The organism is Endozoicomonas sp. YOMI1, assembly GCF_024606345.1.
Classification (GTDB): domain Bacteria; phylum Pseudomonadota; class Gammaproteobacteria; order Pseudomonadales; family Endozoicomonadaceae; genus Endozoicomonas.
The window spans coordinates 30924-40495 of sequence record NZ_JAHHPM010000172.1 but is presented as its reverse complement, the minus strand read 5'-3'; the positions used below and the strand labels follow the sequence as shown (position 1 = coordinate 40495).

Below are 9572 nucleotides of genomic sequence, written 5' to 3'. Positions count from 1 at the left end.
GACAAGTATTGCCTATATTTGCGTTTTATGGGCAGATTTTTGCTGGTGAACACTTTTAATTACACCCCATGATGTACCAAATGAACGTGAAGATGTATTGATCAAATACGTTTTATACACATCACCAATAATATGGTCTGCATAAACACTGCCTTCGAATTCACCTTTCTGGGCGTACAAGGTTCCATCCTGAAATACCTTGAACGGTGCCACATCCTTATTATTATCACCAGCCCATATTCGCACGTCTGACCCAATGCCTGAAAAACCGGCTAATTCGTTTCCATCACCCACATAAAAAGTTCCGTCAATAACACCATTGGCGCTGTGCAGTTTACCTGTTTTATAAACCTTAAAAGGCGCTTTCTGTATATTGTCAGCATCAGCACCAGCCCAGAATCTTATACTTTTCATGCCAGGCGTTTCATCGCCATTCATGCCTGCGGTGTTTTTACCAGTGCCCGCTGTAATTGTCGTGGCCGAACTGATTTCATTACCAGTAATGGTGTTAGCCGCGATCTCGTCCGCTGTCACGGCATTCGCCTTAAGCATCGGCGTACTGATGCTGTTCGGCCCAATCTCGGTTTCAGTAATTTGCCGGGCTTCGGCTTCAAACTCACCACTAAAATTCAGATCAGTCGCGCTCCACTGGTCCACCCACGCCAACCGCACCCACCACTGCGTGTTAACCGGAACCGGCACACTCAACAGCGCATTCGGCGACGTAGCCAGCAAATTGCCCGATGACGGCTTGAAGCCAGAGCGTTGTTCACCATACACCCGCAGTTCACGCAGATCGGTGTCCTTCGGATGACGGCACTGCACCATGAGGGTATTCAGCAGCCCGGTCACCTCGACATTATTTGGCACATCCGGCGGCGGATTGGTGGCCGTGAGCTCACCATACGCACCCAATACCCCGTTGCCATTTTCCGCCGCGACCCGCACGGTCAGGGTGCGTCCGGCCGCGTCTTGCTGTGCGTCGGTGTAGTGGTAGCTGTATTGGGTAATGTTGCGTTCAAGATACAACGACCGCACACCGGTGCCACGGCTGATAACGCGCACTATGTAACGCGCCGCCGCTGGTTGCGGGTCCCAGCGTACTTTCAAGGCATCGCCGGTGAACGGTTCAACCAGCACTGGCTGCACCTGGCCCGGCGTATCAAAGTCGCCACCGGCATTCACCGAAATCTCGGCCCATTCCCCCCGGATAGCCCCAACGGCCGCCACACGGCAGGTCAGCAGGCCCGCTTCAGCGGTGAATTCGTGCTGGTTGATAAACGACTGGCCACTGCCCGCCGGTTGCCAGGTCTGCCGACCGTCGGTGCTGTACTCAATCACATAACGGTCCGCCCCCACGGCCATGTCCCAGGACAGAAAGATCACCGGTGCCTGAAGCGTGCCGCCCTGGGTAGCCAGCAGGTTGTTGATCACCAGCCCCGGCGGTGGCGGTTTCACCTCCGGCGGTGGCGGTGGCAGCACGCCCTGGTCAACACTGTGGACAAACTCGGATTCAATGCAGCCGGCAATGGTGATCCTGTTGTCCGCTTCCGGCGTAATGGCGGTGACCTTGACCGGCCAGCTGACCTTGGCACCCTGCCCGATTAAATAGTGCGTCGGCTCACGGCTGGTGTCTTCTTCTATATAGGGCAGCGTGTCCAGCACCCGCACTTGATTGGGTGCAACGGCCTCGATGGACAGCGGCGCAGAGGGTTTGCCCTGGCGGTCGCGCAGGATGCAGTACCAGTGTTCACCGGTCATAGCCACGTCGCTGGACAGGGTCAGCACCGCGCCCTCCACTGCTTCGACAATGCCACCGAACTGCTGGCCTGCGCCCATTAAATCGTGGTTAATGATGACCAGGTCACCAAAGGTCGGTATATGCCCTTCCAGCCCGGTGGTCCAGCTGACCATCTGCCGCCGTTCGCGGTTGCTGGCCGCCAGGTACATGCCTTCGCGCCAGGCTTGCTGATACTGGGTACAACCAAACAGCGTAATCTCCTGCGGGTTGTCGGCGGTGTCGTTGGGCAGCTGGCAGGTAATGGTGGTTTCCGAGTAGTCGCGCTTTTCGTCCCAGTAGGTGACCTTGACCGCGTCGGCGGTGCGGTCGTCGTGCATGACATAGTCCACACTGAAATCGGTCATGTTGGCCATGCCGAATACCTGCGACGGTGTGTCGATCTGCTGGTCGCGGATAAACCGGATCAGGTTGCCCTGACGCACCGGTCCACTGCGGCACACCTGGCCAATCTTGCCCAGTGCCTCCCACAGGGATTGCCCGGTATCAAACCGCCCGTCAAATTTATCGCCGCGTGAATCAAACAGGCCCGCTAATTCCTGTAAACTGTAATGCCCATTGTTCATTAACAAATTTATGCAGTGGCAATTGGTAAAAACTGTTGGTGACGCCAATGGCTTTTAGCAGCGCGTTATCGAGTTCATTGCTGGACATAATCTTCGGCTTTGGGATGTAAAGACTGGCAGTGATTTCAAAATGGTCGCGCACCGGATTGATGGTCAGCGGGCCATCGAATCGGGCGATGATGGTAGTTTGGCCGGTATAGGCCGGCAGGTTGATCTCAAAATAATCACCACTGGCCCGTCGGTGAAACTGCTCCAGCTGGCCGCACTGTTCTTTGGTAACAATCCAGCACACCGTGTCAATGACTCCCCGCCTGCGCACCTTGCGCCGCTGCCGCTGCCAGGCATCAAAGGTTTGCGGCGTCTGCTCGCCTTTCAGGTTGCGGCTGTAGCCACTGCGGCACAGGTCAATAGACGGCGGAAACTGCATAATCAATCTCGGCTTCGGTGGACAGCGACCAGCTGTCACCGTTCAGGCTGGCCTGCACCGGCGCAATGAACCGTGCCCGGCCCGGTCGGCCACACCAGTCAATATCAAACCGGGACACGCCGTCGTGCAATCGCCAGCGGTGCCAGGCTTCAAAAATCCGGAATTGCTGCTCGGTCAGGGTCCAGCTCAGTTGCAGGGTCTGGCGGTGGTTCGGATTGAGTATCCGACTGCGCGGCGATATATCACCTTCGCTGGTCAGGCGGTGTTCGGCGGTTTCAAAGGTGCTGCCTGCCATCGGGTCAGGCAGGGCCGGTGGGTAATAGGCCATATCAACGGTTCATTGTCAGTAGTACTGAAATCCGGTACTATCGCGGCTACACTGTTATGAATTAAGAAAATGAAAAAGAAGCATGCCACGACACTGCGCAAGCTCTTTGCCAAGCCGGTCAGCGGCAGCATTCACTGGGCGGATATTGAAAGCCTGTTTATTGCCCTTGGTGCCCGGATCGAAGAACGTGAAGGAAGCCGGGTCAAGGTGGTGCTGTTCGATGAGGTGCGGATCTTTCACCGCCCACACCCGTCACCGGATACCGACAAGGGCGCGGTGGCCAGTATCCGCCGGTGGCTGGAAAACAACGGAGTGACGCCATGATTAACCAGATGAACATTAACGGCTATATCGCCGTCATTACTTACGATCCGGAGATTGACTTGTTCCGTGGTGAATTTGTTGGCCTGAACGGCGGCGCGGATTTTTACGCTGCGGATGTCAAAAGCCTGCACCAGGAAGGCAAGGTTTCCTTGAAGGTGTTTCTGGACGCCTGCAAAGAGGAAAACATTGAACCGCGCAAGGCTTTTTCCGGCAAGCTGAACCTGCGCATTGACCCGGACCTGCACGAATCCGCCAGTGTGGCCGCTGCCGCCAGCAACCGCAGCCTGAACCAGTTTATTAATGACGCGTTGCGTCAGTCGCTGAATTAGTGGCTGACCTTTTACTTGATGCCGCGCAAATGGTCTTTCAGGCTACACAAATATCTTTGTGGCGTCTGGCTGCGACTCAATAACTTTTACGCGACAGCGCATACCGTCCTTCCAACGTCCGCGCCAGTCCCTGCCCACGGCTGATTTGCTCATTCATGCGGCTGTCCACCTGTTTCATGAACACCTCCACAATGTCGCCGTTTTCTGTTTGCCGGGTGCGGGTTTCGGCGGTTTCCCCCGGCTGCGTGTAGATATTGACCTGGGTGTTGCCGCCCAGTTTGTGGTTGGGTGTGATGTTGCCGCTGTTGCTGGCGGTAAACAGCTCCGGGCCTTTTTCGCCCACCAGGTAAGTCTGCCCGCGCATGACCGGGCCACCGAGTGCTTTGGCGGCAGGTGCCGGTGCCGGTGCCTGTGCCAGTCCAAGCCCCTGCAGCAATGGCTGGGTGATATTGGCCTGGATGGCAATGCGCAAAATGTCATTGATAATGCTCTCGGCCAGTCGCCCGAAGTCCATTTGTCCCTGGGTGACCATCTTGGCCAGCTCGGTGCTGAAACCGTTGGCCCAGCCGGTGGCGGCCATGGCCATGGTATCGGTGCTGGCGTTGATGGCCATGGCCAGGCCGTCGAAACTGGTGGCCTGCTCGTCGTTGGCGGTTTTGGTCTGTTCTTTCAGTCGGTTCAGCGCTTCTTCGCGCACCGCCTCGGCCTGGATCAGATAATCACTTTGCAGCTGCAGCAAGTTGTCGTAACCGGCTTTGTCCAGCTGCGCTTTGGTCAGCTGCAGCGTGCCGATCTGTTCAACCTGTTTCAGGTAATTCTGGTTGATCAGCTGTTCCTGGGTGGCAAAGGTGCGGGTCAGGCTGTCCAGAAGGCGCTGGTTTTCCCTGATGATTTCGTCGGCGTTTTTTTTTGCGGTGACGCCGACCGTACCTGCACCAGGCAGGTTCAGCTCAGGCAAGACGGGTTGCGGCGTTTTCACCGGCATTTGCAATTGATGCCGTTTCTCCTGCAGGCGGGCAATTTCAGTTTCAATCTCTTTCAGCCGGTTTCGCACTGCCTGTTTATAGGTCGGGCCGCCGAACAACGCATCCCAGATATTGGCCGCGCCGTGCTCTTTGGTCATGCTGGCCAGTTTGGCTTGCATTTTTTGTTGTTCTTCCAACAAATCAGCCAATTGAATGAACGTGCCGCCCAGCGTGTTGGTTTCTTCGTTCCAGCTGTCCATGATGTCGCCAATGGCCACCATAATTTTTGAGACGTAATTACCCAGCCATTCGATTTGTTCGGCAGCACCGGCCACGCCACGGGCAAAACTGCGGCTGATCTGGGTACTGACCCGGTTGATCACTTTTTCCGATTCGCGCAGCGCAGTAATGTCGGCCTGCGACATGATGACGTTGGCGTCGCGGGCTTCCTGTGCCAGGCGGTGATAGGCGTCACCGTTGTTCTTTAGCAGTGGTATCAGTTTGCTGGCGTCGTTGGCGATGGCTTCTAAATAAAAGACTTGTTGCTCCATCGGCACATTGGCGTCTTCCATGGCTTTTTTTACCCGCAGCAATACGTCCGGACCGGACAAGCCCTGCAACTGGTCAGCGGTCAGGCCAACTTTGGGCGCGACCTGCTCAAAGAAGTCCTTGAACTCACCACCACCAGTGGCGATAAAGTCACCCAGCTTGTCCTGCACGTCCTTGCTGATGTCGCCCAGTTTTTCAGCGGATATGCCGTACTGGTTGGTGGCGTAGGCAGCGGCCTGGAACGCTTCAACCGACTGGCTCGCCAGCTGCGCCATGATCTCGACTTCTTTGGCGTTGGCCAGCGACTTGTTGAACTGGTTGATGGCCGCCGAGAAACCAAGATAACCGGCGGCCAGGCCAGCGATATTACGCGACAGATTATTAAAGCTGCGTTGCATGCTGCGCGTATAACGACGCGTGTCCCGATTGGCTTTACGCAAACCGGCAACATAGCGTGCGCTGTTGGCCACCAGGTCCACAACCACAGAAGCAATACGCAGATTTCTAGCCATTATCCCAGTACCTTGCGAAGCTGGATGTATTCATCATGTTTAGAGACGGGTTCGGGTTCATCCTGCAGGCTGAAATAGGCAATCCAGCCGGTCAGCTCGCTGCACGGCAGTTGCCGGATTTCCTGCACGCTTTTGTGCAGGCGCAACGCCAAGTCGAACAATAAACGTTTCCAGCCATCGGCCTTTAATGTTTTTTTTCCTGCTCAATGGCATCCGGCAACAGCTGGCTGAATTTCAGCGCTTCGGTGTAAATGGCCATGACGCTGCGGCTGCCGAACCGTTCGCTGACGGTTTCCAGCTCCTGGTCCGTGGGTTTGCGCCCGGCCAACGCGTAAACAGCGACATACACCACATCGTCCAGATCCACCTGGTCATCGTTTTCGCTGATGGTGCGCACCCGGTCAATCACCGCTATCGGCAATTCATAAATCTGGCAGCCGGTACCGTTGTCCAGCGTGATCACCGTGGTGCGCAGCGGCGGGTTTTCCAGCAGCGCGGGCAGTGAGGTAAGTTTCATGCGACTTTCTTCATGGCGCTTTTGGCGCTGGCGAGGGTCCACGTCACGTCACCGGACTGCTTGCCGTAAGCGGTCCAGACCAGTGCCCCTTCGCCAGCGGGTTCGTTGATTTGCCAGCCGGACATCACCAGGGTAAAGGTGGCAATTCTGCCGTTGACCAGCTCGACTTTCATGTTGACGCTTTTCATGGCCTTGGCCAGTGCCAGGAATTTTTCCTGGTTGGCGTCACCGGGTACGTCGTTGCCGGTGATTTCTTTATCGGGCGGGGTTTTTAAACCGGGGATATAGGTGCGCGTAGTGGCGGCAATGGGTGTGGTTTCAACAAACTCGCCCTGTTCGCCGATGGCACCGATGCTCAGTGCTTCATTCAGTGGTAAAAATGTGTTGGCAGCGTCCGGGTCTTCAAACGACAGGACACTGCCAGCGCCAATTTTGGCAACAGTGGATGCAACCATGGTAAGGCTCCTTTGTTCAGTTCAAAAAAATGGGCGTTAAACCAACCGGGATTGATCGGTCACGGGTGACCACAGAACGATCCGTTCACCATTGCGGACATCGAAGTGGAACCAGTCCACGTCGTCTTCCATAAATGTGATGTAGGGAAACAGCAGCCGGTTCTGGATCACCTGGTGGCGGACATCCGCCGCTGACTGTTCTTTGAATTTACAATCCATGGCCCGGCCAAAGGTATGCTGGCTGGTCGGGCTGTATTTTGGAACATCGGAAGTACGCAAACCGGATTGTTCAAAATGCCCTTTCCAGTACCAATCGTTAATGGTGCAGGGGCCAAAGGTATCCCGCAGGGTATCCAGGGTAATCAGCACCCGCTCGTCAATCAGTTCAAAGCTCTTGTCCTTGCGGTTGGCAAAAATGGCCGGCGGCACCAGTTCATAAGCCTGGAAATGGCGCGGCAGGTACATGGTCAGTTATCCTGGCCTGGCTTGGTGATGGATTTCACCGCCCACATGGCACCGTCTTCAAAAGCGGTTTGTGCCAGTGCCGTGCAACGGTCGTTATTGCCACAGGCGGCGATTTTGTCAATCAGGGCGGCCGCCATCTGTTTTATCTCGTCCACATCGGTATCGCCAGCGGGATTGAATTGGATGCCAACACGGTATTCGCCTTCGGTCATGGGGTTTCTCCATTGTGGTAAATAACAAACGTCAAAATCTGCCGGTGCAGTTTGGCGTTCTCTTCAAAGCTGTCCCGGGTATTTTCCAGCAGCACGCGCTGGATCGGGTAACCACCCAGATTGTCGGTGTGGTTGTGCAGTGCTCTTGCTACCTGATGCGCCAAGTGTTTTGCTTGTAAATATTTACGGGTATAAACGTCGATTTGATAACGGGTCTCGTGGATCTGGTCCACGGCAGAGACGGAGATAGAGACAGGATCGCTGATCAGCGTATAGATTACGGCGGGCAACGCAGGACCACGCAGCAGGCCGTATATGGAGGCGTTGGGCAGGGCGGTTTTCAGGTATTTGAACAGACCTTCTTCAAGGTGCATGGCGTTTTGCCTGGCGGCGTCGATAGGACAGCAGCCGCCGTTCCAGCAGCGTACGGAAATTCCGGGTGATGCCAGACCAGTGGCCATCAATGGCACTGCGCATAAAAGGTTGCGCCGGTGAGTGCTCGGTGCCCAGCTCAACATAGTGGGCATATGGCGTATAGGCACCGATGCGCACCTTGACCAGGCCGTTGGCTTCGTCCGGTGTGCGGCCAATGTTGCGGTTGCCGTAGCCGGTCTTGTTGATGTAACTGCGCCGACGGATGCGACTGCGCAGGAAACCGGGAAGAATTTCAACGGTGCCACCCTTGCGGGTTTTGCGCTGGCGCGGCCGTGGGTCTTTTGACTTCGGCGCGGTGGCCTGCAAATGACGGTACATGGGCAGGCTGGCCGACATCAGGGCACTGCGGATTACCTTGGCACCGGCGATGCTGTTGTCGTTGCTGATGTCGCGCAGGGCTTGTTCCAAATCGGACAGGCCATGGAGATTGACGCTGATGTCGATCATGGCTGCAAAATACCTGGATAAAAGGGTTGCCATTTAGGCCGATTCGGCCTATTATAACCATCAATGGCCGGGCACACTGCCAAGGCCGAACACCGAGAAACATCGATGAGCGAAAAACGCGAACAACTCGAAATTGCCAAGCTGGAGCTTGAAATCGAAAACCTGAAAAAGGATCTGGTTTACAAAGACTTCAAAATCAAGGCGATAGCATGGGGTCTTTTCTTTACGGGGCTGACCTTACTGGCAAAATTAAAAGGTAGCGGGGCGTAAGCTTCCTCTCCAAAGCGAGCGTGACGTCATGACCAACGTTAAAAAAGACATTCAATCCGACCTGGATCGCATCCATCGGGCAGCCCGCTGCGAAGCGAACCGTACCTTACTGCTGTGGGGTGGATTCGGAGCCTTTTGTGCCCTTACCTTATGGTGGCTGCTATGACAGCCACAATCCGACAGCAGGTGCTCGCGCCTTTTTCTGCTGAATGGCCACAGCCGACCGGCAGCGAAGTTCGGGCACTGCTTCAGATGGCCGACCTGACCGGCAGCAAGGCAGCTGCGCTGGTCGGTGTGAATCCCCGAACCGTACGAAAATGGGTGGGTGAGGAACAGAAGATTTCATACTCCAGCTGGGTATTGCTGGCAGAGGCAGCAGGGTTTGGTGAAATCTGGAAGTCGTGAGTTTATAGAATGAACGGCGCGGGTTGTCAGACCCGCAGGTCTTCATAAGTCATCCAGCTTCAAAATATGCTGGTACTCTTCCAACAATTTTTCATGCCTCTGCTGCAGCTCGGTTTTCTCACTTCGCCGTCTGGCCAGTCCTTTGCCATGAAAAGCACCCATTTTTCTGGAGCACCTTTCGTCGATGACAAAGTCGTGCAGTGCCTGCCAGCTGTCCTTGCTGGTTAGCTCACCGGAGAAATACTTGTCCAGCACGGTATAAGTACCCACTTCAAAATCGGGATCAATCCAGCCCGCGTATTTATAAGCCACCAGTTTGTCAGCCCATGTACCGGCAGTCTTGCCGCCCTTGATAATTGTCAAAGGCGGAATTCCGCCTTTGCACTTGAGCGCTTCAACAAATGCTTTCGTCTGTTCATTTTCAAGAAAGTATTTCGGCCTTGTCTTATTCGCTTCTCCGCTGGCTTTCCACATATCCGTTAGCGATACAAAACCATCGTCATTGACACGGACAATCTGGCCACACAGGGTTAAGTTTTTCATCCGATGTACTCCTATCCCGAAACGG

16 protein-coding genes are annotated in these 9572 nt (G+C 55.2%); 4 read left to right on the top strand and 12 right to left on the bottom strand.

The genetic code is table 11. From position 1 onward, the window contains the following. Positions 1 to 12: 12 nt before the first annotated feature. The 3 genes from KDK15_RS06155 to KDK15_RS06145 are packed head-to-tail and all read right to left on the bottom strand — an operon-like array spanning position 13 to position 3119. Positions 13 to 2364: a host specificity factor TipJ family phage tail protein gene (locus tag KDK15_RS06155; RefSeq protein ID WP_257294488.1), complete on the bottom strand. Its 2352-nt coding sequence runs from the start codon at positions 2362 to 2364 to the stop codon at positions 13 to 15. Continuing rightward, a complete protein-coding gene (locus KDK15_RS06150) occupies positions 2318 to 2791 on the bottom strand; it encodes a hypothetical protein (RefSeq protein ID WP_257294487.1) in 474 nt (157 codons plus the stop codon). Before KDK15_RS06150 ends, KDK15_RS06155 begins: the two co-directional genes overlap by 47 nt. Continuing rightward, entirely contained in the window at positions 2769 to 3119 is a 351-nt protein-coding gene (locus KDK15_RS06145; RefSeq protein WP_257294486.1) for a hypothetical protein, read from the bottom strand. The genes KDK15_RS06150 and KDK15_RS06145 overlap by 23 nt, the downstream gene beginning before the upstream one ends. A 69-nt stretch (positions 3120 to 3188) precedes the next feature. Here KDK15_RS06145 and KDK15_RS06140 point away from each other — a divergent pair, with 69 nt between their 5' ends. Next, complete coding sequence (locus KDK15_RS06140) at positions 3189 to 3443, top strand: type II toxin-antitoxin system HicA family toxin (protein WP_257294485.1); 255 nt, start codon at positions 3189 to 3191, stop codon at positions 3441 to 3443. Beyond that, positions 3440 to 3772, top strand: coding sequence for a type II toxin-antitoxin system HicB family antitoxin (locus tag KDK15_RS06135; protein WP_257294484.1), 333 nt, complete (start codon positions 3440 to 3442; stop codon positions 3770 to 3772). The genes KDK15_RS06140 and KDK15_RS06135 overlap by 4 nt, the downstream gene beginning before the upstream one ends. A 76-nt stretch (positions 3773 to 3848) precedes the next feature. Here the strand turns inward: KDK15_RS06135 and KDK15_RS06130 are convergent, their stop codons facing one another. From KDK15_RS06130 to KDK15_RS06095, 8 genes are read right to left on the bottom strand one after another with little or no spacing between them, the layout of a single operon-like run. Further along, positions 3849 to 5798: a phage tail tape measure C-terminal domain-containing protein gene (locus KDK15_RS06130; protein ID WP_257294483.1), complete on the bottom strand. Its 1950-nt coding sequence runs from the start codon at positions 5796 to 5798 to the stop codon at positions 3849 to 3851. Beyond that, positions 5798 to 5959 carry a hypothetical protein gene (locus KDK15_RS06125; protein ID WP_257294482.1) on the bottom strand — a complete coding sequence of 54 codons (162 nt, stop codon included), beginning with the start codon at positions 5957 to 5959 and terminating at the stop codon, positions 5798 to 5800. Before KDK15_RS06125 ends, KDK15_RS06130 begins: the two co-directional genes overlap by 1 nt. 23 nt (positions 5960 to 5982) lie before the next feature. Continuing rightward, entirely contained in the window at positions 5983 to 6315 is a 333-nt protein-coding gene (locus KDK15_RS06120) for a hypothetical protein (RefSeq protein WP_257294481.1), read from the bottom strand. Further along, entirely contained in the window at positions 6312 to 6770 is a 459-nt protein-coding gene (locus KDK15_RS06115) for a phage tail tube protein (RefSeq protein WP_257294480.1), read from the bottom strand. Before KDK15_RS06115 ends, KDK15_RS06120 begins: the two co-directional genes overlap by 4 nt. A 36-nt stretch (positions 6771 to 6806) precedes the next feature. Next, a complete protein-coding gene (locus KDK15_RS06110; protein ID WP_257294479.1) occupies positions 6807 to 7235 on the bottom strand; it encodes a hypothetical protein in 429 nt (142 codons plus the stop codon). 2 nt (positions 7236 to 7237) lie between these two features. After that, the gene (locus KDK15_RS06105; RefSeq protein WP_257294478.1) at positions 7238 to 7447 is read right to left on the bottom strand and encodes a hypothetical protein; all 210 of its coding nucleotides are present in this window, start codon (positions 7445 to 7447) and stop codon (positions 7238 to 7240) included. Further along, complete coding sequence (locus tag KDK15_RS06100) at positions 7444 to 7821, bottom strand: DUF3168 domain-containing protein (RefSeq protein WP_257294477.1); 378 nt, start codon at positions 7819 to 7821, stop codon at positions 7444 to 7446. Before KDK15_RS06100 ends, KDK15_RS06105 begins: the two co-directional genes overlap by 4 nt. Further along, positions 7811 to 8329 (bottom strand): HK97-gp10 family putative phage morphogenesis protein, encoded by a 519-nt coding sequence (locus KDK15_RS06095; protein ID WP_257294476.1) that lies wholly within the window; start codon positions 8327 to 8329, stop codon positions 7811 to 7813. The genes KDK15_RS06100 and KDK15_RS06095 overlap by 11 nt, the downstream gene beginning before the upstream one ends. 63 nt (positions 8330 to 8392) lie before the next feature. Between KDK15_RS06095 and KDK15_RS06090 the strand changes: the two genes are divergently transcribed. Together KDK15_RS06090 and KDK15_RS06085 are read left to right on the top strand one after the other, a co-directional pair. After that, positions 8393 to 8599, top strand: coding sequence for a hypothetical protein (locus tag KDK15_RS06090; protein WP_257294475.1), 207 nt, complete (start codon positions 8393 to 8395; stop codon positions 8597 to 8599). Positions 8600 to 8761: 162 nt separating this feature from the next. Continuing rightward, a complete protein-coding gene (locus KDK15_RS06085) occupies positions 8762 to 9004 on the top strand; it encodes a DNA-binding transcriptional regulator (protein WP_257294474.1) in 243 nt (80 codons plus the stop codon). Between the two features lie 42 nt (positions 9005 to 9046). Here KDK15_RS06085 and KDK15_RS06080 read toward each other — a convergent pair whose 3' ends face one another. Continuing rightward, a complete protein-coding gene (locus KDK15_RS06080; RefSeq protein WP_257294473.1) occupies positions 9047 to 9547 on the bottom strand; it encodes a KilA-N domain-containing protein in 501 nt (166 codons plus the stop codon). Positions 9548 to 9572 lie beyond the last annotated feature (25 nt).

What these genes read in the sequence shown, in the direction of transcription:
- KDK15_RS06120 (WP_257294481.1), bottom strand. Translation starts at nt 6,315, where the DNA reads ATGAAACTTACCTCACTGCCCGCGCTGCTGGAAAACCCGCCGCTGCGC.
- KDK15_RS06140 (WP_257294485.1), top strand. Translation starts at nt 3,189, where the DNA reads ATGAAAAAGAAGCATGCCACGACACTGCGCAAGCTCTTTGCCAAGCCG.
- KDK15_RS06090 (WP_257294475.1), top strand. Translation starts at nt 8,393, where the DNA reads ATGGCCGGGCACACTGCCAAGGCCGAACACCGAGAAACATCGATGAGC.
- KDK15_RS06100 (WP_257294477.1), bottom strand. Translation starts at nt 7,821, where the DNA reads ATGCACCTTGAAGAAGGTCTGTTCAAATACCTGAAAACCGCCCTGCCC.
- KDK15_RS06115 (WP_257294480.1), bottom strand. Translation starts at nt 6,770, where the DNA reads ATGGTTGCATCCACTGTTGCCAAAATTGGCGCTGGCAGTGTCCTGTCG.
- KDK15_RS06145 (WP_257294486.1), bottom strand. Translation starts at nt 3,119, where the DNA reads ATGGCCTATTACCCACCGGCCCTGCCTGACCCGATGGCAGGCAGCACC.
- KDK15_RS06085 (WP_257294474.1), top strand. Translation starts at nt 8,762, where the DNA reads ATGACAGCCACAATCCGACAGCAGGTGCTCGCGCCTTTTTCTGCTGAA.
- KDK15_RS06095 (WP_257294476.1), bottom strand. Translation starts at nt 8,329, where the DNA reads ATGATCGACATCAGCGTCAATCTCCATGGCCTGTCCGATTTGGAACAA.
- KDK15_RS06110 (WP_257294479.1), bottom strand. Translation starts at nt 7,235, where the DNA reads ATGTACCTGCCGCGCCATTTCCAGGCTTATGAACTGGTGCCGCCGGCC.
- KDK15_RS06155 (WP_257294488.1), bottom strand. Translation starts at nt 2,364, where the DNA reads ATGAACAATGGGCATTACAGTTTACAGGAATTAGCGGGCCTGTTTGAT.
- KDK15_RS06150 (WP_257294487.1), bottom strand. Translation starts at nt 2,791, where the DNA reads ATGCAGTTTCCGCCGTCTATTGACCTGTGCCGCAGTGGCTACAGCCGC.
- KDK15_RS06135 (WP_257294484.1), top strand. Translation starts at nt 3,440, where the DNA reads ATGATTAACCAGATGAACATTAACGGCTATATCGCCGTCATTACTTAC.
- KDK15_RS06080 (WP_257294473.1), bottom strand. Translation starts at nt 9,547, where the DNA reads ATGAAAAACTTAACCCTGTGTGGCCAGATTGTCCGTGTCAATGACGAT.
- KDK15_RS06105 (WP_257294478.1), bottom strand. Translation starts at nt 7,447, where the DNA reads ATGACCGAAGGCGAATACCGTGTTGGCATCCAATTCAATCCCGCTGGC.
- KDK15_RS06130 (WP_257294483.1), bottom strand. Translation starts at nt 5,798, where the DNA reads ATGGCTAGAAATCTGCGTATTGCTTCTGTGGTTGTGGACCTGGTGGCC.